The sequence below is a fragment of the Kitasatospora sp. NPDC058492 genome (assembly GCF_042720685.1).
In the GTDB taxonomy this organism is placed as follows: Bacteria; Actinomycetota; Actinomycetes; order Streptomycetales; family Streptomycetaceae; genus Kitasatospora.
On record NZ_JBHXMU010000068.1, the window covers coordinates 23,881 to 48,322 of the forward strand.

At 74.2% G+C, this 24,442-nt stretch carries 17 protein-coding genes and 1 pseudogene; 16 read left to right on the forward strand and 2 right to left on the reverse strand.

Features of this window, described 5'->3' with window-relative positions:
• Positions 1-3: 3 nt before the first annotated feature.
• The 15 genes from argJ (at position 4) to cobA (ending at position 19,541) form a co-directional block, all read left to right on the forward strand.
• Positions 4-1,158, forward strand: a complete 1,155-nt coding sequence (argJ, locus tag ACFWPI_RS32740) for a bifunctional glutamate N-acetyltransferase/amino-acid acetyltransferase ArgJ (RefSeq protein WP_380378655.1) — start codon at positions 4-6, stop codon at positions 1,156-1,158.
• Positions 1,159-1,301: 143 nt separating this feature from the next.
• Complete coding sequence (argB, locus tag ACFWPI_RS32745) at positions 1,302-2,177, forward strand: acetylglutamate kinase (RefSeq protein ID WP_063350977.1); 876 nt, start codon at positions 1,302-1,304, stop codon at positions 2,175-2,177.
• The gene (locus tag ACFWPI_RS32750; RefSeq protein WP_380378650.1) at positions 2,174-3,379 is read left to right on the forward strand and encodes an acetylornithine transaminase; all 1,206 of its coding nucleotides are present in this window, start codon (positions 2,174-2,176) and stop codon (positions 3,377-3,379) included. The genes argB and ACFWPI_RS32750 overlap by 4 nt, the downstream gene beginning before the upstream one ends.
• 23 nt (positions 3,380-3,402) lie before the next feature.
• Positions 3,403-3,951 (forward strand): arginine repressor, encoded by a 549-nt coding sequence (locus tag ACFWPI_RS32755; RefSeq protein ID WP_063346843.1) that lies wholly within the window; start codon positions 3,403-3,405, stop codon positions 3,949-3,951.
• Positions 3,952-4,133: 182 nt separating this feature from the next.
• A complete protein-coding gene (locus ACFWPI_RS32760) occupies positions 4,134-5,327 on the forward strand; it encodes an argininosuccinate synthase (RefSeq protein ID WP_380378653.1) in 1,194 nt (397 codons plus the stop codon).
• 44 nt (positions 5,328-5,371) lie between these two features.
• Positions 5,372-6,808, forward strand: coding sequence for an argininosuccinate lyase (gene argH, locus ACFWPI_RS32765; RefSeq protein ID WP_363372855.1), 1,437 nt, complete (start codon positions 5,372-5,374; stop codon positions 6,806-6,808).
• 107 nt (positions 6,809-6,915) lie between these two features.
• Entirely contained in the window at positions 6,916-7,173 is a 258-nt protein-coding gene (locus tag ACFWPI_RS32770) for a hypothetical protein (protein WP_159398377.1), read from the forward strand.
• A gap of 475 nt (positions 7,174-7,648) precedes the next feature.
• Positions 7,649-8,152 (forward strand): GNAT family N-acetyltransferase, encoded by a 504-nt coding sequence (locus ACFWPI_RS32775; RefSeq protein ID WP_063346839.1) that lies wholly within the window; start codon positions 7,649-7,651, stop codon positions 8,150-8,152.
• Positions 8,153-8,731: 579 nt separating this feature from the next.
• A complete protein-coding gene (locus ACFWPI_RS32780) occupies positions 8,732-9,757 on the forward strand; it encodes a methionine ABC transporter ATP-binding protein (protein ID WP_063346838.1) in 1,026 nt (341 codons plus the stop codon).
• Positions 9,754-10,491, forward strand: coding sequence for a methionine ABC transporter permease (locus ACFWPI_RS32785; protein ID WP_363372851.1), 738 nt, complete (start codon positions 9,754-9,756; stop codon positions 10,489-10,491). Before ACFWPI_RS32780 ends, ACFWPI_RS32785 begins: the two co-directional genes overlap by 4 nt.
• A gap of 58 nt (positions 10,492-10,549) precedes the next feature.
• Positions 10,550-11,374: a MetQ/NlpA family ABC transporter substrate-binding protein gene (locus ACFWPI_RS32790; protein WP_063346836.1), complete on the forward strand. Its 825-nt coding sequence runs from the start codon at positions 10,550-10,552 to the stop codon at positions 11,372-11,374.
• 198 nt (positions 11,375-11,572) lie between these two features.
• The gene (locus ACFWPI_RS32795) at positions 11,573-12,223 is read left to right on the forward strand and encodes a GNAT family N-acetyltransferase (protein WP_380379932.1); all 651 of its coding nucleotides are present in this window, start codon (positions 11,573-11,575) and stop codon (positions 12,221-12,223) included.
• A gap of 244 nt (positions 12,224-12,467) precedes the next feature.
• On the forward strand, positions 12,468-13,733 hold the full coding sequence (gene cbiE, locus ACFWPI_RS32800; RefSeq protein WP_380379929.1) for a precorrin-6y C5,15-methyltransferase (decarboxylating) subunit CbiE: 1,266 nt from the start codon (positions 12,468-12,470) through the stop codon (positions 13,731-13,733).
• A gap of 536 nt (positions 13,734-14,269) precedes the next feature.
• A complete protein-coding gene (gene cobT / locus ACFWPI_RS32805) occupies positions 14,270-18,154 on the forward strand; it encodes a nicotinate-nucleotide--dimethylbenzimidazole phosphoribosyltransferase (protein WP_380379926.1) in 3,885 nt (1,294 codons plus the stop codon).
• Positions 18,155-18,263: 109 nt separating this feature from the next.
• Positions 18,264-19,541 carry a uroporphyrinogen-III C-methyltransferase gene (gene cobA, locus ACFWPI_RS32810; RefSeq protein ID WP_380379923.1) on the forward strand — a complete coding sequence of 426 codons (1,278 nt, stop codon included), beginning with the start codon at positions 18,264-18,266 and terminating at the stop codon, positions 19,539-19,541.
• A gap of 85 nt (positions 19,542-19,626) precedes the next feature.
• Here cobA and ACFWPI_RS32815 read toward each other — a convergent pair whose 3' ends face one another.
• Positions 19,627-22,230: a SpoIIE family protein phosphatase gene (locus tag ACFWPI_RS32815; protein ID WP_380379920.1), complete on the reverse strand. Its 2,604-nt coding sequence runs from the start codon at positions 22,228-22,230 to the stop codon at positions 19,627-19,629.
• A 238-nt stretch (positions 22,231-22,468) separates the two neighbouring features.
• Between ACFWPI_RS32815 and ACFWPI_RS32820 the strand changes: the two genes are divergently transcribed.
• Positions 22,469-23,281 carry a TrmH family RNA methyltransferase gene (locus ACFWPI_RS32820; protein ID WP_380379917.1) on the forward strand — a complete coding sequence of 271 codons (813 nt, stop codon included), beginning with the start codon at positions 22,469-22,471 and terminating at the stop codon, positions 23,279-23,281.
• Between the two features lie 102 nt (positions 23,282-23,383).
• Here ACFWPI_RS32820 and ACFWPI_RS32825 read toward each other — a convergent pair.
• Positions 23,384-24,442, reverse strand: a pseudogene (locus tag ACFWPI_RS32825) (hypothetical protein); the annotation flags it as partial.

Here is a 24,442-nt window from a genome sequence, read left to right on the forward strand (position 1 = left end):
AACGTGGGCGTGACGGCCGCCAAGGGCTTCCGGGCCGCCGGTGTGACCGCCGGCATCAAGGCCTCCGGCACCCCGGACCTCGCCCTGGTGGTCAACGACGGCCCCGCGCTCGCCGCCGCCGGCGTCTTCACCGCCAACCGGGTCAAGGCCGCGCCGGTCGTCTGGTCCGAGCAGGTCCTCAAGGGCGGCCAGGTGTCCGCAGTGGTCCTCAACTCCGGCGGCGCCAACGCCTGCACCGGCCCGCTCGGCTTCCAGGACACCCACACCACCGCGGAGAAGGTCGCCGAGGAGCTGGAGCTCAACGCCGGCGAGGTCGCCGTCGCCTCCACCGGCCTGATCGGCGAGCGCCTCCCGATGGACGTCCTGCTGCCCGGCGTCGCGCTGGCCGCCCGGGAGCTGAGCGCGACCGGCGGCGAGGCCGCCGCGATCGCCATCAAGACCACCGACACCGTGCACAAGACCGCCCAGGTCACCAGCCCGGCGGGCTGGACGGTCGGCGGCATGGCCAAGGGCGCGGGCATGCTCGCCCCGAGCCTGGCCACCATGCTGGTCGTGATCACCACCGACGCCGACCTGGACTCCGCCGCCCTGGACACCGCGCTGCGCGGCGCCACCCGCACCACCTTCGACCGGATCGACTCCGACGGCTGCATGTCCACCAACGACACCGTGCTGCTGCTGGCCTCGGCCGCCTCCGGCGTCGTCCCGGACGAGGCCGAGTTCGCCGAGGCGGTCCGCACCGTCAGCGCCGACCTGGCCCGCCAGCTGATCGCCGACGCCGAGGGCGCCAGCAAGGACATCCGGATCGACGTCACCGGCGCCGCCACCGAGCAGGAGGCCGTCGACGTCGCCCGGACGATCAGCCGCAACAACCTGCTCAAGTGCGCCATCCACGGCGAGGACCCCAACTGGGGCCGGGTGCTGGCCGCGATCGGCACCACCGACGCCGCCTTCGAGCCGGACCGGCTGGACGTGGCCATCAACGGCGTCTGGGTCTGCAAGGACGGCAGCGTCGGCGAGGACCGCACCCTGGTGGACATGGCCGGCCGCGAGGTCGTCATCACCGCGAACCTCAACGCCGGTACGGCGAGCGCCTCGTTGTGGACCAACGACCTCACCGCCGACTACGTCCACGAGAACAGCGCCTACTCGACCTGATGCCCGACAGGTGACGCGCGCCACCGATGCGCGACACCTGATCCGCGACACCCGATGCGCGACACCCGTTCGGACGAGGGACACCCGTGAAGATCGCACCCAAGGGCGAACAGGCCCGCAACAACACCGCGTTGCCCAAGGCGATGACGCTGATCGAGGCGCTGCCGTGGCTGGAGCGCTTCCACGGCAAGACCGTCGTGATCAAGTTCGGCGGCAACGCCATGGTGGACGAGAGCCTCAAGTCGGCCTTCGCCCAGGACGTCGTCTTCCTGCGCTACGCCGGCCTGCACCCCGTCGTGGTGCACGGCGGCGGCCCGCAGATCAGCGCCCAGCTGGAGCGGCTCGGCCTGGAGTCCAGCTTCACCAACGGCCTGCGGGTCACCACCCCCGAGACCATGGACGTGGTCCGGATGGTGCTGGCCGGCCAGGTGCAGCGCGAACTGGTCGGCCTGCTCAACGAGCACGGCCCGTTCGCCGTCGGCATGACCGGCGAGGACGCGCACACCATGACGGCGGTCAAGCGGTACGCGGTGGTGGACGGCGAGCAGGTCGACATCGGCCTGGTCGGCGACATCGTCAACATCGAGGCCGGCGCGGTGAAGGCGCTGATCGCCGACGGCCGGATCCCGGTCATCTCCTCGATCGCGCGCGGCGCCGACGGCCACGTCTACAACATCAACGCCGACACCGCCGCGGCCGCCCTGGCGGTCTCGCTGGGCGCCGAGATGCTGGTGGTCCTGACCGACGTCGAGGGCCTCTACGCGGACTGGCCGAACTCCGACGACGTGATCAGCCAACTCGCCGCGAGCGAGCTGGAGGAGCTGCTGCCGAGCCTGGCCAGCGGCATGCTCCCCAAGATGGAGGGCTGCCTGCGCGCCGTCCGCTCCGGGGTGGGCACCGCCCGCGTCCTGGACGGCCGGGTGCAGCACAGCCTGCTGCTGGAGATCTTCACCGACGAGGGCATCGGCACGATGGTCGTGCCGGACGACGAACAGACCGTGACCGGGGGACTGGCATGACCGCGAACGAGCAACTGACCGGCCGGTGGCAGCACGCCTTCACCGACAACTACGGCACCCCGCGGATCGCGCTGGTGCGCGGTGCGGGCGCCAAGCTCTGGGACGCCGACGGCAAGGAGTACACCGACCTGCTCGGCGGCATCGCCGTCAACGCCCTCGGCACCGCCCACCCGGCGGTCGTCGAGGCGGTCAGCCGGCAGATCGCCACCCTGGGCCACGTCTCCAACCTCTTCATGGCCGAGCCGACCATCGCCCTCGCCGAGCGGCTGCTGCGGCTGGACGGCCGGGAGGGCGGCCGGGTGTTCTTCTGCAACTCCGGCGCCGAGGCCAACGAGGCCGCGTTCAAGATCAGCCGCCGGACCGGCCGCACCCACCTGGTCGCCCTCCAGGGCGCCTTCCACGGCCGGACGATGGGCGCCCTCGCGCTCACCGGCCAGCCGGCCAAGCAGGAGCCGTTCCGCCCGCTGCCCGGCGACGTCACGCACGTCCCGTTCGGCGACGTCGAGGCGCTGCGCGCGGCCGTCACCACCGAGACCGCGGCGGTCTTCCTGGAGCCGATCCAGGGCGAGAACGGCGCCATCCCGCTGCCCGAGGGCTACCTGAGGGCGGCCCGCGAGATCACCCGGGCGACGGGCACCCTGCTGATCCTGGACGAGATCCAGACCGGCGTCGGCCGCACCGGGTACTGGTACGCCCACCAGGCCGTCGAGGGCGTCGAGCCGGACGTCGTCACCCTCGCCAAGGCGCTCGGCGGCGGGCTGCCGATGGGCGCGGTGCTGGCCTTCGGCGAGGCCGCCGAACTGCTCACCCCGGGCCAGCACGGCACCACCTTCGGCGGGAACCCGGTGGCCGCGGCGGCCGGGCTCGCGGTCCTGGACACCATCGAGTCCGAGGGCCTGCTGGAGCACGTCCGCAAGCTCGGCGAGCGGCTGCGCCAGGGCGTCGAGGCGATCGGCGACCCGCTGGTCTCACACGTGCGCGGCGCCGGGCTGCTGCTCGGCATCGTGCTCACCGAGCCGGTGTCGGTGCGGGTGCAGGCCGCCGCGCAGGAGGCGGGCTTCCTGGTCAACGCGGCCGTCCCGGACGCCGTCCGGCTGGCCCCGCCGCTGGTGCTGACCGAGCAGGAGGCGGACGCCTTCCTCGCCGCTCTGCCGGGCGTCCTGCGGGCGGTGCGCGAGGGCGCCCCGGCCGATGCGAGCTGACCGTTGTCCGGGAGAATAACCACATGACCGTTTCCCACTCCGGCCCGTCCGCCGCAGGCCCGTCGCCGCAGGTGCCGCAGACCCGCACCGCGCGGCACCGGCGGATCGTGGACCTGCTCACCCGCCAGCCCGTGCGCTCGCAGAGCCAGCTCGCCAAGCTGCTCGCCGACGACGGACTCGTGGTCACCCAGGCGACCCTCTCCCGGGACCTGGACGAGCTGGGCGCGGTCAAGATCCGCAACCGGGACGGCGCGCTGATCTACGCCGTCCCGGCGGAGGGCGGCGACCGCACGCCGCGCGCGCCCATGGGCGAGTCGGCCAGCGAGGGCCGGATGGCCCGGCTGGCCGGCGAGCTGATGGTCTCCGCGACGGCCTCCGGCAACCTGGTGGTGCTGCGCACCCCTCCGGGGGCCGCGCAGTTCCTCGCCTCGGCGATCGACCAGGCGGAGGTGTTCGAGATCATCGGCACCATCGCCGGCGACGACACCGTCCTGCTGATCAGCCGGGACCCGGCGGGCGGCCAGGCGCTCGCCGACCACCTCATGCAACTCGCCCAGGCGAAGGCGCAGTAGCGCGCCACGACGCGAGACCCCGACGCGTCACGACGCACAACGACGCGCCACGACACGAAACCCCGACCGGTGGAGAACTTCCCCGGCCGGGGTTTTGTGTTTCATACGGAGTAGTGCATACTTATGCCTGTCGCCGTAAACCTGTACGGAAACCCTGTACGTAGAGCTGTAAGGAGAAAGCCGTGGCCGAGCGCGTCGTACTCGCCTACTCGGGCGGACTGGACACCTCCGTCTGCATCGGCTGGATCGCCGAGGAGACGGGCGCCGAGGTCATCGCCGTCGCCGTCGACGTCGGCCAGGGCGGCGAGGACCTGGAGGCGATCCGTCAGCGCGCGCTGGACTGCGGCGCCGTCGAGGCCGAGGTCGCGGACGCCCGCGACGAGTTCGCCGACGAGTACTGCCTCCCGGCGATCAAGGCCAACGCGCTCTACCAGGGCCAGTACCCGCTGGTCTCCGCGCTGTCCCGGCCGGTCATCGTCAAGCACCTGGCCGCCGCTGCCCGCAAGCACGGCGCCACCACCGTCGCGCACGGCTGCACCGGCAAGGGCAACGACCAGGTCCGGTTCGAGGTCGGCATCAACTCCCTGGCCCCCGGCCTGAAGTGCATCGCCCCGGTGCGCGACTACGCGATGACCCGGGACAAGGCGATCGCCTTCGCCGAGGCCAAGGGCCTGCCGATCGCCACCACCAAGAAGTCCCCGTACTCGATCGACCAGAACGTCTTCGGCCGGGCCGTCGAGACCGGCTTCCTGGAGGACATCTGGAACGCCCCGATCGAGGACGTCTACGACTACACCCAGGACCCGGCCGCCCCGCGCGAGGCCGACGAGGTGGTCATCACCTTCGACGCCGGCGTCCCGGTGGCGATCGACGGCCGCAAGGTGACCGTCCTCCAGGCCATCGAGGAGCTGAACGAGCGGGCCGGCGCCCAGGGCATCGGCCGGCTGGACATGGTCGAGGACCGGCTGGTCGGCATCAAGTCCCGGGAGATCTACGAGGCCCCCGGCGCGATCGCCCTGATCACCGCCCACCAGGCCCTGGAGAACGTCACCGTCGAGCGCGAACTCGCCCGCTACAAGCGGCAGGTGGAGCAGCGCTGGGCCGAACTCGTCTACGACGGCCTCTGGTTCTCCCCGCTCAAGCGCGCGCTGGACGGCTTCGTGAACGAGGCCAACCAGCACGTCACCGGCGAGATCCGGATGGTCCTGCACGGCGGCCGGGCCGTGGTCAACGGCCGCAAGTCCGACCAGTCGCTGTACGACTTCAACCTCGCCACCTACGACACCGGTGACACCTTCGACCAGTCGATGTCCAAGGGCTTCATCGAGATCTTCGGGATGTCCTCGAAGCTCGCCGCCCGCCGCGACCTCGCCTGATCCCCTCCCGTCCCCACCCCCCTTCCCCGTCAGGAGCCCACGCGATGTCCGCCGACCAGCACGCCGACCAGACCGCCGACGTCCGCCTCTGGGGCGCGCGCTTCGCCGACGGCCCGTCCGAGGCGCTGGCCAGGCTCTCCGCCTCGGTCCACTTCGACTGGCGCCTCGCGCCGTACGACATCGCCGGCTCCAAGGCCCACGCCCGGGTCCTGCACAAGGCCGGCCTGCTCTCCGACGACGAGCTCGCCGCGATGCTGGCCGGCCTCGACCAGCTGCTCGCCGACGTCCAGGCGGGCACCTTCACCGGGACCGTCGCCGACGAGGACGTGCACACCGCCCTGGAGCGCGGCCTGCTGGAGCGCCTCGGCGCCGACCTCGGCGGCAAGCTGCGGGCCGGGCGCTCGCGCAACGACCAGATCGCCACCCTGTTCCGGATGTACCTGCGGGACCACGCGAAGACCATCGGCGCCCTGGTGCTCGACCTCCAGCACGCCCTGGTCGGCCTCGCCGAGGCGCACCCGGACACCGCGATGCCGGGCCGCACCCACCTCCAGCACGCCCAGCCCGTCCTCTTCGCCCACCACGTCCTCGCGCACGTGCAGGCCCTCGGCCGGGACGCCGAGCGGCTGCGCCAGTGGGACGTCCGCACCGCCGTCTCCCCGTACGGCTCCGGGGCGCTGGCCGGCTCCTCGCTCGGCCTCGACCCGCAGGCCGTCGCCGCCGACCTCGGCTTCGAGGGCGGCTCGGTCGGCAACTCCATCGACGGCACGGCCTCGCGCGACTTCGTCGCCGAGTTCGCGTTCGTGACCGCGATGATCGGCATCAACCTCTCCCGGATCGCGGAGGAGGTGATCATCTGGAACACCAAGGAGTTCGGCTTCATCACGCTGCACGACGCCTTCTCCACCGGTTCCTCGATCATGCCGCAGAAGAAGAACCCGGACATCGCCGAGCTCGCCCGGGGCAAGTCCGGCCGGCTGATCGGCAACCTGACCGGCCTGCTGGCCACCCTCAAGGCCCTGCCGCTCGCCTACAACCGGGACCTCCAGGAGGACAAGGAGCCGGTGTTCGACTCCTGCGACACGCTGGAGGTGCTGCTGCCCGCGTTCACCGGGATGATGGCCACCCTCACCGTGCACCGGGAGCGGCTGGAGGAGCTGGCCCCGGCCGGCTTCTCGCTCGCCACCGACATCGCCGAGTGGCTGGTCAGGCAGGGCGTGCCGTTCCGGGTCGCGCACGAGGTGGCCGGCGCCTGCGTCAAGGTCTGCGAGGCCGAGGGCATCGAGCTGTCCGACCTGACGGACGAGCAGTTCGCGGCGATCTCGGTGCACCTGACGCCCGAGGTCCGGTCGGTGCTCAGCGTGCACGGCGCCATCGCCTCGCGCAACGGGCGCGGCGGCACCGCGCCGTCGGCGGTGGCGGTCCAGCTCGCCGAGGTGAAGGCGGACCTGGCGCGGCAGCAGGAGTGGATCCAGGGCTGACCGCCGGTCTGCGGGGGAGGGGCGCGACGGTCCGACCGTCGCGCCCCTCCGGCGTCCGCACCCCCGGTCGGGCGTAACCCGGCCCGCCCCGGCCCGTCATGCACGGTGTGTGCACTACCCTTCCGCCCGTCCCCTCCGCCGAGGACGTCTTCCTCGCCGAACGCCGCCGCCGCGTGGTCCGCGAGACCGTGGCCGGCCTGCCGGGCCGCTGCCCCGAGCTGGTCGCCGCCCTCGCCGAGGATCCGCCGCCGACCTACCGGGAGCTCTCCGAACGCCTCGGCATGCCGCGCGGCTCGATCGGGCCGACCCGCTCCCGCTGCCTCGCCTGCCTGCGGATCCTCCTCCATGCCGAGCGGTACCCGTGAGCCGCTGGTGACGCTCCGCATGCGGATCACCCCGGAGGCGGCTCCGCCCGGGTGACGTTCCGCACGCCCGGCCGCCGCCATCGGCCGCCGCCACCGACCTCCGCCCCCCGCGTGACCCTCGCCACGTCGAGCCGTCGCCGCCCCCGGCCACGCCCCGCGCGCGGCGCCCACCAGTCGCCCCACCACCTGCCCCACCCCCGCGTGACCCTCGCCACGTCGAACGCCCCGAAGGTTGAGAGCAGCTGACACGCGGGTAGAGCGCTGGCGAACGTAGCTCTTGACGGTGCCGCGATCGCTCGGATACTGAGCGTGAGCGCGTCGCCGTCGACCCGGGCACTTCCGGGCCGCGCGGCTGGTACGTTCGTGCGCCACCCCCGGTCAGGGCAGATCCCCGGCCGGGACATCTCCGGCAGGGCATCCGGTGCGTCACCCTCACGTTTGCGCGCCGGGCACGACGATGGGGAGGCCCCAGCACATGGGCATGAGCGTGATCATCTCGGCGGCGGACGCCGAGGACGCGGAGCAGATCCTCAAGCTCCAGTACCTCGGCTACCAGCCCGAGGCGGAGCTGTACGGCGACTGGGCGATCGAGCCCCTGACGCAGAGCCTGGAGAGCCTGCGCGCCGAACTGTCCGGGCAGTACGTCCTGGTCGCCCGGCTGGGCGACGAGGTGGTCGGCACCGTCCGTGGTCACGTCGACGCCGAGGGCGTCGGCCGGATAGGGCGCCTGGTCGTCCACCCGAGGATGCAGCGGCACGGCCTGGGCGGCCGGCTGCTGGACGCGCTGGAGCGCCGCCTCGCCGAGGACGGCCGTCCGGTGACCTCCTACCGCCTGTTCACCGGCCACCGCAGCCTCGGCAACCTGCGGCTGTACACCCGCCTGGGCTACCGGCAGTCCGCGGTCGAGCCGGTCACCGACCGGCTCAGCCTGGTGCACCTGGAGAAGCCCGCCGTGGTGTCGCTCGCCGCGACCGCCTGAGCCCTCCGCCCGTTCCGGCCCGCACGGCGCCGCCACCATCCGGACACTCCGGTGGCGGCGCCGAGCCGTATCGTCGCTGGTGGCGGCGTCGGGTGTCCGCATTGCGGACATCACATCCAAGTAATTGGGTCCAAATCGACCCATCTGATTTACTGGCTCACATGACTGCGACGACGAAATGGACCCCCACCGGCACCCTGCCGGCAGGTGAGCGCGCCATGTGCCGTCGAATGTGTCACCGCTGAGGGCCACCGCCCCCGGCACCCGGTTGAGGGTGCCCCCACCTCGCGCCCCGAAGCGAGACCCGGCGTCGTTCCCGTCCGTGCGAGCGCGCCCAGCCTGCCACACCCCTTCTCCCCGCCTGCCCACCCATGGGCGGGTGGTCGTCCACGACGACTCGTGCCCGTGACTCGCGCCCGATGACTCGTAAGGGCCACGCCGTCGCGCGGCCCGGCCGCGCAGCGGCCACGATCAAGAGGTGGCAGGTCCGGATCCCCCTGGCGAAGCGCCGTGCACGTCGCCGACCGCACCCCGGTCGGGCGGCCGCCCGCCGCCCGCCCCCGACCCACGGAAGCAGCTGTGATCACCACCACGGACCTCACGAAGGTCTACCGCTCCCGAGGCCGCGAGGTGAGCGCCCTCGCCGGCGTCGACCTGCACGTCCGCCCTGGCGAGGTCTACGGAGTCGTCGGCACCAGCGGCGCCGGCAAGTCCACCCTCATCCGCTGCGTGAACATGCTGGAGCGTCCGACCTCCGGCACCGTCACGGTGGACGGGGTCGAGCTGACCGCGCTGTCCGGCGGCGAGAACCGGGCCGGCCGGGAACTGCGGGAGGCGCGGCGCCGGATCGGCATGGTCTTCCAGCACTTCAACCTGCTCTCCTCGCGGACCGTCCAGCAGAACGTCGAGCTTCCGCTGGAGATCATCGGACTGGACCGCACCCAGCGCCGCCGCAAGGCCGCCGAACTGCTCGACCTGGTCGGCCTCGGCGACAAGGCCCGCAGCTACCCCAACCAGCTCTCCGGCGGCCAGAAGCAGCGCGTCGGCATCGCCCGGGCCCTGGCCGGCGACCCCAAGGTGCTGCTCTCCGACGAGGCCACCTCGGCGCTCGACCCGGAGACCACCCGTTCGATCCTCAAGCTGCTGCGCGACCTCAACCAGCAGCTCGGCCTCACCGTCCTGCTGATCACCCACGAGATGGACGTCATCAAGTCCGTCTGCGACTCCGCGGCCCTGATGCGCGGTGGCCGGGTGGTCGAGTCCGGCAGGCTGACCGACCTGCTGGCCGAGCCCGGCTCCGAGCTGGCCCGCGAGCTGTTCCCGCTCAGCGAGTTCGGCACCGGCCACCCCGGCTCGACCGTGCTGGAGATCACCTTCCAGGGCGACTCCTCGGCCCAGCCCTTCGTCTCCCAGCTGGCCCGCACCTACCAGATCGACATCAACATCCTCGGCGCCGCGGTGGAGACCATCGCCGGCCGGATGGTCGGCCGGATGCGGGTCGAGCTCTCCGGCGGCCACCAGGACAACGTGGTGCCGATCGGCTACCTGCGCGAGCAGGGCCTACAGGTGGACGTACTGGGCGCGGCGGACGGAGCGGTGGCATGACCTGGGACCAGATGTGGGCCCTGATGGGGCCCGCCACGCAGGAGACCTTCCAGATGGTCGGCGTCTCCACGGCCGTCACCGTGCTGCTCGGCCTGCCGCTGGGCATCCTGCTGGTGCTGACCGACAAGGGCGGGCTGCTGGCGAACCGGGCCGTCAACAAGTCGATCGCCTTCGTGGTGAACATCGCCCGCTCGGTGCCGTTCATCATCCTGATGATCGCGCTGATCTCCTTCACCCGCTGGCTGGTCGGCACCTCCATCGGCTGGCAGGCGGCGACCGTGCCGCTCACCATCGGCGCCATCCCGTTCTTCGCCCGCCTGGTCGAGACCTCCGTCCGCGAGGTCGACCGCGGCCTGGTCGAGGCCGTCCAGGCGATGGGCGGCAGCACCTGGACGATCGTCCGCAAGACGCTGCTCCCGGAGGCGCTGCCCGGCATCGCCGCCTCGGTGACCACCACGATCATCACGCTGATCAGCTACTCCGCGATGGCCGGCACGGTCGGCGGCGGCGGCCTCGGCACGCTCGCCGTCAACTACGGCTACCAGCGCTTCGAGACCGCCTTCATGTGGGTCATCGTGGCCGAGCTGGTGATCCTCGTCACCGCCGTCCAGCTGATCGGCGACTTCGCCGTCCGGCGCCTCGCCAACCGCGGCGGCACCGGCGGCCGGACCCGCCTGCTGGGCCGCACCCCGGCCGGACCGGCCGCCCCCGACGAGGACCTCGTCGCCCCCTAGACCTCCCGGGTCCGACACCGGACCACGGCTCCCCGTATCACGCAGAAAGGCACTTTTCGTGCGCAACGCCCTGAAGTTCACCAGCATCCTCGCCACCGCCGGCATCGCCCTCTCGCTGGCCGCGTGCGGCAGCTCCGGGTCCTCCTCCTCGGACCCGAACGCGCCGCTCAAGGTCATCGCCAGCCCCACCCCGCACGGGCAGATCCTCAAGTACGTCAAGGACAACCTCGCGGCCAAGGCGGGCCTCAAGCTCGACATCAAGGAGGTCACCGACTACGTGACCCCCAACACGGCGGTGCAGGACGGTTCGGCCGACGCGAACTACTTCCAGCACGTCCCGTACCTGGAGGACTTCAACAAGAAGCACGGCACCGACATCGTCTCGGTCGAGCCCGTGCACCTGGAGCCGCTCGGCGTCTACTCCAAGAAGGTCAAGTCGATCGCCGACCTGCCGGACGGCGCCACCGTCGGCCTGCCCAACGACGCCACCAACGAGGGCCGCGCGCTCAAGCTGCTCGCCGACAACAAGCTCATCACGCTGAAGGACGGCGTCACCACCGCCGCCACCCCGGCCGACGTGACGGGCAACCCGAAGAACCTCAAGTGGAAGGAGCTGGAGGCCGCCCAGCTGCCCCGCTCCATCGCCGACCTCGACGCCGCCGTCATCAACGGCAACTACGCGCTCGACTCCGGCCTGAAGCCCGCCACCGACGCGCTGGTGCTGGAGAAGGCCGAGGGCAACCCGTACGCCAACATCCTCGCCGTGAAGAAGGGCAAGGAGAACGACCCGCGCGTGAAGAAGCTGGCCGAGCTGCTGCACTCCGACGAGGTCAAGAAGTACATCGACGACACCTTCCAGGGCTCGGTCATCCCGGCCTTCTGAGCCGCGGTCCGATCCACGCCCTGACCCCGACCGGGCCCCCGCCGCACCTCGGCGGGGGCCCGGTCGGGCAGGATGCACCCGGGGCGCCCTGGTCGGCGGCGTTCTGACGTACCGTCGTGCGGGCGGCGCACCGCGTGACACCCGGGGCACGGCGGGGGCGTACGGTGTTGTGTTCACGACCCGGCGAGGAGAGACGGCATGGCAGCGAGCTTCCCCGAGACCGCCATCAGCACCGAACGGCTTCTGCTGCGGCCCCTTGCGGAGGACGACGCGCCCGGCCTGGCCACGATGATGGCGGACGAACTCGTCCTGGCCTGGACCGATCTGCCGCACCCCTTCACCGAGGCGTACGCGACCGAACTCGCCCGCACCCTCGCCCCCGCCCACCGGGCCGCCGGCCGCGGCATCGTCTTCGCCGTCACCGAGCACCTCACCCAGCGCCTGGTCGGCCTGGTCGAACTGCGCAACACCGACTGGCGCCTGCGCAGCACCGAGATCTCCTACGTCACCGCCTCCTGGGCCCGCGGCGAGGGCTACGCGCCCGAGGCCGTCCTCGGCGTCAGCCAGTGGCTGTTCGAGGACCGCGACTTCCTGCGCCTGGAGCTGCGCACCGCCGCCGGGAACACCGCGGCCCAGCAGGTCGCCCAGAAGATCGGCGGCATCAGCGAGGGCGTGCTGCGCAGCGCCTGGATAGTCCGGGGCGAGTCCGGCGGGTCCGGCGAGGTCGTCGTGGAGAGCCGCAGCGACCTCATCCTGTGGAGCCTGCTCCCGGAGGACCTGGACGCGCCCGAGCCCGAGCCGCAGCGGGGCGGCTGGCACGGCGACCAGCGCTACGTGCTGCGCGACTGAGCCGCCCCGATCGCGCGAGTCGCCTGTACCGTCCGAGCCGTTCGTGCCGCTCACCCGCCGGCGGCTCGTCACGGACATGTGTACGAGATGTCGGCGCCGAGGGGATCACACCCGGTAGCCTCTGCACCGGCGCCGCACACCGGCGCGGTTTGTCGGCGCACCGAGTCGCACACCGGGTGACACCACAGGGACACCCCGGGTCGCAGGCCGGTCCGCGCACCGAGTCGAGGGAGAACGGCCGCAGATGGCTGACCGGATCACGGTCATCGGGTGGGACGGCACGCCGCTGACCGAGGCCGCCGGCGCGGCCCTCGCCGCAGCGACCCTGGTGGCCGGCGCCCCCTACCAACTGAACGCCCTCCCGGTGCCGGAGGCCGCCGAGCGGATCACCCTCGGCAACGTCCGGCAGGCCGCCCGGCGGATCGCCGAGCACCGCGGCGCCGCCGTCGTGGTCGCCGAGGGCGACCCGGGCTTCTTCGGCGTCGTGCGCGCGCTGCGCCGCCCCGAGTACGGCCTCGAACTGGAAGTCCTGCCCGCCGTCTCCTCGGTCGCCGCCGCCTTCGCCCGGGCCGGCATGCCCTGGGAGGACGCCCAGGTGGTCAGCGCCCACGGCGGACGGCTGCGCCGCGCGGCCAACATCTGCCGGGCCCACCCCAAGGTCGCGGTGCTGACCGCGCCCGGCGCGGGGCCGAGCGAACTGGCCCTCATGCTGCGCGGGGTGCACCGGACCTTCGTGGTCTGCGAGGCCCTCGGCACCCCGGACGAGGACGTCACCGTCCTCACGTCCGACCGGATCGCCGACCACGTGTGGCGCGACCCCAACGTGGTGCTGGTGATCGGCGGCCACGGCGGTCCCCAGGCCGGCGGGGTCGACACGGAGGCCGGCTGGCTGGCAGGGCGCCCGGTCGGCTTCCCCGGCGCGGACCGCGGCTGGGCGCTCCCCGGTGACGCCTACGCGGGCGCCGGGCGCGCGGGGGACGAGCCCGGCGCATCGGAGGCGCTCCCCGCGCACGTGCGCGCCCTGGTGCTGGCCCGTCTGGGTGCTCGTCCGGGGGACCTGGTCTGGTCGGTCGGCGCGGGCAGCGGCGCTCTCGCGGTGGAGGCGGCCCGCTTCGGCGCCGCCGTGGTCGCGGTCGAGGCGTCCCGCTCGGCCTGCGCCGGGTTGGCGGTGAACGCGCGCCGGTACGGCGTCGAGGTGGAGACCGTGCACGGGCAGGGCCCCGAGGTGCTGGGCGGCCTGCCCGAGCCGGACGTGGCGGTGGTGGAGTCCGGCGGCCTCGACGTGGTGCGCGCGGTGCTGGCCCGCCGTCCTGAGCGGTTCGTCGCGGTGCCCCGGACCCTCGCGGAGGGGGAGCAGATCCACCGGGCGATCACCGAGGCCGGCTACCGGGCGGACGGTGTGCTGCTGCAGTCCACTCCGCTGTCGGCCGCCGGTGGCGCCGGTGGCGGGCTGGTTCTGGGGGCGGGTGGAACCGGCGTGCTGCTGCTCTGGGGTGAGCAGATCGCGTGAAGGACCGGGGTGCGTCCTGTGGATTCGGCCTGATCCGCCGGGCGCATTCTGCTCCCGCGCTGTGCTGCTGAGGGGTCGTGGTGGGGCCGGGCGGTGATCCAGGTCGCATCCGGACACCGATTCGAGAGGTGACCGTGCTGGGCCGGTAGTGTGGCGTCCTGGGCGGCTGCGGCGGTCGGCGACCCACCCGATTCAGTCGGTTTGTCGCCTTTTTGACGTGGTGCAATCCGGTTTTGCTCGGAGTGTGGGCAATTCGACGGGCCGCGTGCCGGACCTGGAGAATGCCGTAGGGTCCGGTGCGGTCGTGCCGGTTGCTCCGGGTTGTCGTTGTTTCAGATGGTGCGCCGCCCGGTGTGGGCGGTGCGCAGGCCGGGGTGCCGCAGTGCGCCGGAAAGACTTGGGCCGCAGCGCCTCGGCGCGGCGGCCGCGTGTGGTTGAGGGACGGGCCGGTGCAGGCCCGGCCCGTGCGGATGGGCGCTGCGGTCGGTGATCGTGTCGCCAAGGGCGCGGCAGCGGCCTGGAAGGAGCGTTTGACAATGACCGATGGCGGCCACGTCCCGGGCGAGGGACTGCCGGAGCACCTGAACGCCGGGCCGGACACGCTCGGCGGACCGGAGGGCGTCGCGGGCGTTGCACCCCTCCAGGGCGTCGCGACGGACGGCGGTGTGATCCCGAACCCGACGGCGCCGGGCCACGGCCCGGCCGGTGGTGCGATGCCCCCCGGCGCGGGTGTCATCCCGCCGCAGGGCCAGCCGCTGGGCGCGTCCGGCTTCGCCGTACCGGCCCCCGGCCTGTCGGCTTCCGGCGCACCGGCTCCCGGTGTGCCCGGTGAGGGCTGGGGAATCGACCCGGGCGCCCCGCGTCCGGCCTTCCACTTCCTCGACCAGGACGACGAGGACGACGTCCTGCTGATGCCCGGTCCGCAGGGCTCCTGGGGCGAGCCGCTGGCGCCCCTCCCGACCGAGCAGACGCCGCTCGCCCCGCAGCAGGACGGCACGCCGGTCGAGCCTTCGTGGCCGCCGCTGGAGCCGCCGGCGCTCGGCGCCGAGCAGGCGCAGCAGCCGTTCCACGCCGCCCCGGCGCACCCGCAGGCCACGGAGGCGATGACGGCCGCTCAGCCGCCGCGCCGCCCGCTGCACGCAGGCCCGCCGATCCCGGACCCGTCGCTGATGACCGGCCAGGTCCCGGTGCGCTCGCTCGCCGACCGCGGCCCGTCGCAGGGCGGCACGCCCGCGCACGGCATCCCGGTGGTCGGCCGGCCGCCGATGGCCGAGGCCGTCGCCCCGGCGCCGGCCGCCGCGCCCCAGGCCGTTCCGGCAGCGCCCGCGCCTTCGGTGGCGCCCGTGGTTCCCGCGACGGAGGCCCAGGAGTTCCAGCAGGTGCCGCTGGCCTCGTACCCGGTCGAGGCCCAGCTGGCCGTCGAGACGGTCGGGGCGATCGAGGTGATCGAGGTCGTCGAACTGCCGGAGGCCGTCGTCGTCGCCGAGGCCGTGGTGGACGCGGCGCCGGCCGCCGTGGCCGAGCCGGTCCCGGCGGAGTCCGGCCAGCCGGTCGTCGACCCGAGCGGCACGCCCCTCGCCGGGGCCGTGGTGACGGCGCCCGCCGAGGCGCCGGTCGAGATCGCCGTCGAGCCCGTCGCCGAGGTTGGCGTCGAGGCCGCCGCGCAGGCCGCGCCCGCGGAGCAGACCGAGGCCCCCGCCCCGGCCGGCCCGCCGCGGCGCATCTCCGCATTCCTCGCCGCGCCCACCGGTCTGCCTCCGGTCGCGGCGGCCGCGCAGGCCCCGGTGGCCGAGGAGGTCGCCCCGCAGCAGCCCGCTCCCATAGCGGCCGAGGAGCCGGTCCAGGCCGCCCCGCCCGTCGAGGCCGCTGGAGCGGTCGAGACCGGCGAGCCCGCCGAGGCCGTGGCGCCCGCGCCGGAGGCGGTCGTCGAGCCCGTCGTCGAAACGGTCGTCGAGGCGGTCGCCGAGACCGCCGCCGGCACGGGCGAGATGCCCTCCGGCCAGGCCGTCGTCGAGCCCGTCGAGGCTGCCGTCGAGGTCGCTGCCGAGCCCGTTATCGAGCCCACCGAGGGCGAGCAGCCGCAGGAGGCCGCGCCGGTCGTGGACCAGGCCGTCGAGGCCCCGGTCGAGCCGGTCGTCGAGCCCGTCGTCGAGCCTGAGACCGAGGCCGCCGCAGCGGAGACCGCGCCGCAGCAGGTCGCGGACGCCACCCCGGTCACCGAGGCTGCCGACGCCACCGAGCCCGTTGCCGCAACCGCGGAGACCATCGAGACCGCCGCCGAGCCGGTCGCCGAGACCGCCCCGGCCACCCCGGAGGATCAGGCCCAGCCCGTCACCGAGCCGGCCGCAGAGTCCGCCGAACAGGCCCCCGCCGCCGAGGCCCCCACCGTCGAGCCCGTGGCCGCCGAGCCCGTGGCCGCCGAGTCCGTCGCCGAGGAGGCCGCCGCACCGGAGGCCCCCGCCGCCGACCAGGCCGCTGACGCGTCCGTGGCAGCCGAGGCCCCCGCCGCCGAGCCGCAGCCGGCCGAGCCTGCCGAGCAGGCCGTCGAGCCGCAGACGGAGGCATCGACGGAGGAGCCGGCGGAGGCGCCGACGGAGGACCTGGCGGAGCAGCCCGCCGAGGAAGCGCCGGCCGAGGAGCAGGCCGAAGAGCCGGCCGAGCCCCGCGGCCCGGCCGCGCCCGGCTTCGGCGAGGCCGAACGCGAGGCCGTCCACCAGGTGATCCGCGAGCGCCGCGACATCCGCAACGGCTTCCGCCCGGACCCGATCCCGCACGAGGTGCTGATCCGCGTCCTGGAGGCCGCCCACACCGCGCCCAGCGTCGGCTACTCCCAGCCCTGGGACTTCGTGGTGATCCGCTCGGCCAAGACCCGCCGGCGGATGCACGCCCTGGCCGAGCGCCAGCGCGAGGTGTACGCGGACTCGCTGCCCAAGGGCCGGGCCAAGCAGTTCAAGGAAATCAAGATCGAGGCCATCCTCGAGACGCCGGTCAACATCGTGGTGACCGCCGACCGCACCCGCGGCGGCCGGCACACGCTGGGCCGGCACACCCAGCCCCAGATGGCCCCGTACTCGGCCGCCCTGGCGGTCGAGAACCTCTGGCTGGCCGCCCGCGCCGAGGGCCTGGGCGTCGGCTGGGTGAGCTTCTTCGACGACGAGGAGCTGGTCCGCGAGCTCGGCCTGCCCGAGCACCTGGAGGTCGTCGCCTACCTGTGCGTCGGCTTCGTCGACTCCTTCCCGGACGAGCCCGAGCTGGAGCAGCAGGGCTGGGCCAAGAAGCGCCCGCTGTCCTGGGTGGTCCACGAGGAGCAGTACGGCAACCGCGCGCTGCCCGGCGAGGAGCCGCAGAGCCTGCTCGCCGAGACCCTGCGCGGCATCCGCCCGCTGGACGCCAAGGCGCTCGGCGAGGCCTGGGACCGGCAGAAGCGGATGACGAAGCCGGCCGGCTCGCTCGGCATGCTGGAGATCATCTCCGCCCAGCTGTGCGGCCTGTCCCGCAAGTGCCCGCCGCCGATCCCGGAGCCCGCCTGCGTGGCGATCTTCGCGGGTGACCACGGCGTGCACGCGCAGGGCGTCAGCCCGTGGCCGCAGGAGGTGACCGCCCAGATGGTCGGCAACTTCCTGGCCGGGGGAGCGGTGATCAACTCCTTCGCCAAGCAGATCGGCACCGAGGTCTGCGTGGTCGACGTCGGCGTCGCCGCCGAACTGCCGGAGGCCATCCAGCAGGGCCGCACCACCGGCCTGCTGCCGCGCAAGGTCAAGCCCGGCACCGCCGACATGACCCAGGGTCCGGCGATGACCCGCGAGGAGGCCCTCAAGGCCATCGAGGTCGGCATCGAGACCGCCCGCGACCTCGTCGCGGCCGGCAACAAGGCGCTGGTCACCGGCGACATGGGGATCGCCAACACCACCGCCTCGGCCGCTCTGATCTCGGTGTTCACCGGCCTCGACCCGGCCGAGGTCACCGGCCGCGGCACCGGCATCGACGACGAGACGCACGCCCGCAAGATCGAGGTCATCCGGGCCGCGCTGGCCCTGCACCGGCCCGACCCGGCCGACCCGATCGGCGTCCTCGCCGCCGTCGGCGGCCTGGAGCACGCGGCCCTGGCCGGCTTCCTGCTGGGCGCGGCCTCGCTGCGCACCCCGGTGGTCCTGGACGGCGTCATCGCGGGTTCGGCCGCGCTGGCGGCCAAGGCGATCGCCCCCGAGGTGCTGGCGGCCTGCATCGCCGGCCACCGCTCCGCCGAGCCCGGCCACCAGGCCGCGCTGGCGAAGCTGGGCCTGCGTCCGCTGATCGACCTGGACCTGCGGCTCGGCGAGGGCACCGGTGCCCTGCTGGCCCTGCCGCTGGTGCAGAGCGCGGCCCGGGCGATGCACGATGTAGCCACCTTCGACTCCGCCGGGGTCACCGAGAAGGGCTGACGTCCTCCGTCACCACTCCGCGGACCGGCCCGAGGGCGCGCCGGTCCGCGGAGCGGCGTCACGCCGCACCCGCACCCCGGACCCTCACCCCCGATCAGGAGCACCGCCGATGACCGCGCCCACCCCGCACCCCAGCACCGAAGGCCGTACCCCGTACCCGGTCGGCCTGCTGCTCGCCGGCCGCCGCGTGGTCGTGGTCGGCGGCGGCCAGGTCGCGCAGCGCCGGCTTCCCGCGCTGATCGCCACCGGTGCGGAGCTGCACCTGATATCGCCGGCCACCACCCCGGCCGTGCAGGCGATGGCCGACGCGGGCGAGCTCACCTGGCACGCCCGCCCGTACCGGGACGGCGACCTGGCCGGCGCCTGGTACGCCCTGGTCGCCACCGACGACCCGGCGGTCAACGGTGCCGTCAGCGCCGAGGCCGAGCGCGAGCGGGTGTTCTGCGCCCGCAGCGACGACGCCGCCGCCGCCACCGCCTGGACCCCGGCCAGCGGCCGCGACGCGGGTGCCACCGTCGCGGTCCTCACCGGTGACCCGCGCCACTCCGCGGCTCTGCGCGACGCCATCGTGGACGGCCTGCGGGACGGCTCGCTGGCCGTCCGCCAGTTCCGCGCGCACGGCGTCGGCGGCGCCTCGGGCCAGCCGGGCCAGGGGAGTGTCGCCCTGGTCGGCGGCGGCCCGGGCGACCCGGATCTGATCACCGTGCGCGGCCGCCGCCTGCTGGCCGACGCCGACGTGGTGGTCGCCGACCGCCTCGCCCCGCGCGAGCTGCTCGCCGAACTGCCCGAGCACGTCGAGGTGATCGACGCTTCCAAGATCCCCTACGGCCGGTTCATGGCCCAGGAGGCGATCAACCGGACGCTGATCGAGCACGCCAGGGCCGGCAAGTTCGTGGTCCGGCTCAAGGGCGGCGACCCGTACGTCTTCGGGCGCGGCGGCGAGGAGCTGCTCGCCTGCGCCGAGGCCGGACTGCCGGTCACTGTCGTCCCGGGCATCTCCAGCTCGATCAGCGTCCCGGCGGCGGCCGGCGTCCCGGTCACCCACCGGGGCATGACGCACGAGTTCACCGTGATCTCCGGTCACGTCGGCCCGGACGACGAGCGCTCGCTCACCAACTGGGAGGCCGCCGCGAGGATGCGCGGCACCCTGGTGCTGCTGATGGCCGTGGACAAGATCGGCGCGATCGCCGCGAAGCTCGTCGAGCACGGCCGCCCGGGCGACACCCCGGTCGCGATCGTCCAGGAGGGCACCACCGCCGCCCAGCGCCGGGTGGACGCCACCCTGGCCACCGTCGCCGCGACCGTCGAGGCCGAGGGGATCAAGCCGCCGACCGTGATCGTGGTCGGCGACGTGGTCAACGTCCTGGCGGCCGCCTTCCAGCGCTGAGCGCCCGGAGTGGGAAGTCGGGCCCGTCGACTTCCCACTCCGATTCCCTCCCCGACTTCCCCCGTCGGCCGGCCGCTCCGGGCGGCTACTCCAACGGCTGCTCCGTCCAGATCACCTTCCCCGTCGCCGTGTAGCGCGTCCCCCAGCGGTCCGCGAACTGCGCGACCAGGAACAGCCCGCGCCCGCCCTCGTCGGTGGTCGCCGCGTACCGCAGGTGCGGCGAGGTGCTGCTGCCGTCCGACACCTCGCAGATCAGCGCCCGGTCCCGCAGCAGCCGCACCCGGATCGGCCCGGTGCCGTACCGGATGGCGTTGGTCACCAGTTCGCTCAGGATCAGCTCGGTGACGAACGCCGCCTCGTCCAGCCCCCAGGCCGCCAGCCGCTCCGCGACCTCGGCCCGGACGGCGCCCACCGCCGCCGGTTCGGGCGGCACCTCCCACTCCGCGACCTGGTCCGGCGCCAGCACCCTGGTCCGTGCCACCAGCAGCGCGATGTCGTCCAGCGGACGCTCCGGCAGCATCGCCCCCAGCACGTCCGCGCAGGTCTGCTCCGGTGTGCGCGGCGGCCCGGTCAGCGCCGCCCGCAGCAGTTCGAGCCCCTCACCGATGTCGCGCTCGCGGTCCTCCACCAGCCCGTCGGTGTACAGCACCAGACGGCTGCCCTCCGCGAGGTCCAGCTCGACGTTCTCGAACGGCAGCACCGCCAGCCCCAGCGGCGGCCCGGTCGCCAGCTCCGGGAACACCACCCGTCCGTCCGGGCCCACCACGGCGGGCGGCGGATGCCCGGCGCTGGCCAGCGTGCACCGCCGTGCCACCGGGTCGTAGATCGCGTACAGGCAGGTCGCCCCGGTCAGGGCCGCGCCCTCGCCGCTCCCGGCCTCGTCCTGGTCGATCCGGTTCACCAGGTCGTCCAGGTGCCCCAGCAGCTCGTCCGGCGGCAGGTCCAGCGTCGAGAAGTTGTGGATCGCCGTCCGCAGCCGGCCCATCGTCGCCGCCGCGTGCAGGCCGTGCCCCACCACGTCCCCGACGACCAGGGCCACCCGCGCGCCCGGCAGTGGGATCACGTCGAACCAGTCGCCGCCCACCCCGGCCTGGGCCGGCAGGTAGCGGTGCGCGACGTCCAGCGCGCTCTGCGGCGGCAGGTTGCGTGGCAGCAGGCTGTGCTGGAGCGTCACCGCCATCGCGTGCTCCCGGGTGTAGCGGCGCGCGTTGTCGATGCACACTGCCGCGTGCGCCACCAGCTCCTCGGCCAGCACCAGGTCGTCCGCCTCGAACGCCTCCGAGCGGTCCGCCCGCCAGAACCGGGCCACCCCCAGCAGCACCCCGCGCGCCCGCAGCGGCACCCGCACCATCGAGTGCACCCCGTACGCCAGCACCCGGGCCGACCGTTCCGGATCCTGCTCCCGCCACCTCGGGGCCTGGGCCAGCCAGGGCTCCAGCCCCGACTCCCCGCTGTGCAGCGCCCCGGCCAGCGGGGTGGCCGGCACCACGTCCAGCACCGTGTCCACCGGGTAGAACGGGGCGTCGTCCCGGATCCCGGCGAGCGCGACGCGGCGCATCCGCCCCAGCGAGGTGCCCGGCGGCGGCTCCTCGCCCGTCAGCACCTGGTCCGCCAGGTCCACCGTGACGAAGTCCGCGAACCGGGGCACCGCGACCTGCGCCAGCTCCTCCGCCGTCCGCGTCACGTCCAGCGAGCTGCCCACCGTCACCCCGGCGTCGTACAGCAGCCGCAGCCGCCGCTGCGCGCCCTCGGCCCGGCCGGACAGCGCCAGCAGCTCGGTGGAGTCACGCAGCGTGGCGACGCAGCCCGGCGGGCCGCCCACCTGGTCGGTGAGCCGGACGTTCACCGCCAGCAGCCGCTCCCCGGCCAGCACCACCTCGTCCGTCACCGGGCGCTGGGCGGTCAGCAGCTCCTCGGGCGCGGGTTCCAGGCCCAGCTCGGTCACCGGCCGGCCCTCGGCGTCCGGCGGCAGGTCCAGCAGCCGCCGCGCCTCGTCGTTGCAGAGCAGCAGCCGACCGTCGGCGCCGACGATCATGACGCCCTCGCGCACCGCGTGCAGCACGGCCGCGTGGTGCTCGTACATCCGGGTCATCTCCGCCGGGCCCAGCCCGTGGGTCTGGCGCCGCAGCCGCCGGCTGATCAGCGCCGTGCCGAGGGTGGCCAGCCCGACCGCGCCCGCGGCGGCGCCCAGCACCACCGGCAGCTGCCGCTCGCTCGCGCTGCTGACGCTGCGCACCGTGACGCCCGCCGAGACCAGCCCGGCCACCGAGCCGTCCGGCGCGTACACCGGGACCACCGCCTGGACCAGCGGGCCGAGCGAGTCGGTGACGCGCTCGGTCACCACCTGCCCGTGCACCGCGGGCAGGTAGGTGCCGACGAACTTGTGGCCGATCAGGGCCTGGTCGGGGTGGGTGTAGCGGATGCCGTCGTCGTTCAGCACGACGATGAAGCCGACGCCCGACGACATCCGCGCGGCCTCCGCCTTGGGCTGCAGGACCGCGGTCGGGTCGGGGGAGCGCAGCGCGTCGACGATGCCCGGCGAGTTGGCGAAGGTCTGCGCGACCGCCACCGACCGGTTGCGGGCCTCGTGGTCGGCGTCGGTGCGCGACTGCACCACCAGCGCCACCGCGGCCGCCGCCACCAGCAGCAGGACGACGAGGACCTGCAGCGCGAACACCTGCCCGGCCACCGACCGGTGCCGTACGGGCCACGGCCGCTTCGCGCGTGGCAGCTGTAGCCGACCGTTTGGGCGCCCACCGGAGGAGCCGGCGGAACCAGTAGCACCAGAGGCCGACGGAGCCCAGGATCGGCCCGGAAAACGGGCCATACGGCCATGTTTGCACCATGGCTGGCACAGGGCCAAGGCCAGCCCGCCCCGCGGCTTGGGCCGTTTGGCCTTCCCCGCCCCGCCTTGGCAAGATCGCAGGGTGTCCGAACCCAGCACCATCACCGACCCCGCCGACCCCCGCCTCGGCGACTACACCGGCCTCACCGACGTCGAACTGCGCCGTCGGCGCGAACCCGCCGAAGGCCTGTTCATCGCGGAGGGGGAGAAGGTCATCCGCCGCGCCCTCGCCGCCGGCTACCGGATGCGGTCGATGCTGCTGACCTCCAAGTGGCTGGAGGTGATGGCCGACGTCATCACCGAGGCGGACGCCCCCGTCCATGTCGTCGAGCCGGGGCTCGCCGAAGCCGTCACCGGCTACCACGTCCACCGCGGCGCGCTCGCCTCGATGGAACGCAAGCCGCTGCCGCAGGCCGCGGACCTGCTCGCCGGGGCCCGCCGGGTCGCCGTCCTGGAAGGCCTGGTCGACCACACCAACCTCGGCGCGATCTTCCGCAGCGCCGCCGCCCTCGGCATGGACGCCGTCCTGCTCTCGCCCGACTGCGCCGACCCGCTGTACCGGCGCGCCGTGAAGGTCTCCATGGGCGCCGTCTTCGCGGTGCCCTATGCCCGGCTCGACCCCTGGCCGGCCGCCCTGGAGACCGTCCGCACCGCAGGGTTCACCCTGCTGGCCCTGACCCCCGCCGACGGCGCCGTCGACCTCGCCGGCCTCGCCCCGCACCGCCTCCCCAAGGCGGCCCTGATGCTCGGGGCCGAAGGCGACGGCCTGACCGGACCTGCCCTCGCCGCCGCCGACCACGCCGTCCGCATCCCGATGGCCCACGGCATCGACTCCCTCAACGTCGGCGCCGCCGCCGCCGTCTCCTTCTACGCCGTCACCGCCCCCACCGCCTGACGGGGACGTCGGCCTCCCCTCTCACGCCGGAGGAGCCCCCACGTAGAAAGCGGGAAGCAGGAAGTCGGCCAGGCCGACTTCCTGTGCCGCGCCCTCCCGTGCTCAGCCCGCCGCAGCGGTGGGCGGAGCCGGGGCGGCGGCCGGGGGCTGGGTGGCGGGGCCGGAGGCGCCGGGCCAGGACTCGTCCAGGGTGCCGTCGGTACGGACGGTGTAGCGGGTGGAGGTGGTCGCGCCGGTCGCGGCGACCCGCTCCTCGCGGACGACCGTCCCGCCGTCGAGCCGCCAGGTGGCCGTCGCCTGCGGGTCGGCCGCCGAGGTGCGGGAGGTGGCGGCGACCGGGGTGTCCCCGATGAAGGAGAAGAGCTGGACGAGGTCGACCGGCACCGAGCCCTCGGCCCGCCGAAGGACGACGACCGCAGCCGGGGCGCCCTTGTACCGGGCGGGCAGCACGGAGCTGAGCACGACCTGCGGGCCGGCCCCGACCGACCGGCCGTCCCGGAGCGCGATGCCGGGCCCGCCGGTCCCGTCGGGGTAGCTGCGGTTGGGCCAGTCCACCACCGGCCCCGATCCGTACGGGGGCGCCAACGGGCTGTCGCCCGTGCCGCCGTGTGCGGCCGCAGCCGCGGCGGGCGGGGTGGCCGGAGGCTGGGCGGCGGGAGGTTGGGTGCCGGGGGCTGCGGCGGCGGCCCCGTCCACCGAGGTCCCCGGCACGGCCTGCGCGCCGCCCGCGGCGGGCGCACTGGCGCTGGACCCGCCGGACGGCCGCTGGCCCTGCTTGCTGCGGTTCTCGCACCCCTGGGCGGCCGCGATGGCCAGTGCGACGCCGAGCGTCACGGTGACGAAGACCACGAGCCGTTGCCGCAACAGCCGCTGCCGCGCGTTGCCGGGCCGCCCGCCGGGGGCGGGGGTGTGCTGGCGGTCCCGGGGGTGCCCGCGGTCGCGGGTGCCGGGCCGGCCGGGGGGCGGGGTGTGCGGCCGCTCCCGCAGCGGGCGGGTCACCGGTGTGGCCTCGGGCCGGGGGAGCGGGGCGGTGGCCGCCTGCGAGTGCCGGGCCGCGGCTGCGGCGGCGGCCCGGGACCGTGCCGGGGCGGCGGGTTCGGGGGAGCGTCCGGGCGCGGGCACGCCGTGCCGGGCGCCGTCGGGGGCGGGCTGGGCCGCCGC

Coding starts and splice junctions, on each gene's coding strand:
- ACFWPI_RS32775 (WP_063346839.1), top strand. CDS start 7,649: ATGGGCATGAGCGTGATCATCTCGGCGGCGGACGCCGAGGACGCGGAG.
- ACFWPI_RS32750 (WP_380378650.1), top strand. CDS start 2,174: ATGACCGCGAACGAGCAACTGACCGGCCGGTGGCAGCACGCCTTCACC.
- ACFWPI_RS32755 (WP_063346843.1), top strand. CDS start 3,403: ATGACCGTTTCCCACTCCGGCCCGTCCGCCGCAGGCCCGTCGCCGCAG.
- ACFWPI_RS32785 (WP_363372851.1), top strand. CDS start 9,754: ATGACCTGGGACCAGATGTGGGCCCTGATGGGGCCCGCCACGCAGGAG.
- cbiE (WP_380379929.1), top strand. CDS start 12,468: ATGGCTGACCGGATCACGGTCATCGGGTGGGACGGCACGCCGCTGACC.
- argH (WP_363372855.1), top strand. CDS start 5,372: ATGTCCGCCGACCAGCACGCCGACCAGACCGCCGACGTCCGCCTCTGG.
- cobT (WP_380379926.1), top strand. CDS start 14,270: ATGACCGATGGCGGCCACGTCCCGGGCGAGGGACTGCCGGAGCACCTG.
- ACFWPI_RS32795 (WP_380379932.1), top strand. CDS start 11,573: ATGGCAGCGAGCTTCCCCGAGACCGCCATCAGCACCGAACGGCTTCTG.
- argB (WP_063350977.1), top strand. CDS start 1,302: ATGACGCTGATCGAGGCGCTGCCGTGGCTGGAGCGCTTCCACGGCAAG.
- cobA (WP_380379923.1), top strand. CDS start 18,264: ATGACCGCGCCCACCCCGCACCCCAGCACCGAAGGCCGTACCCCGTAC.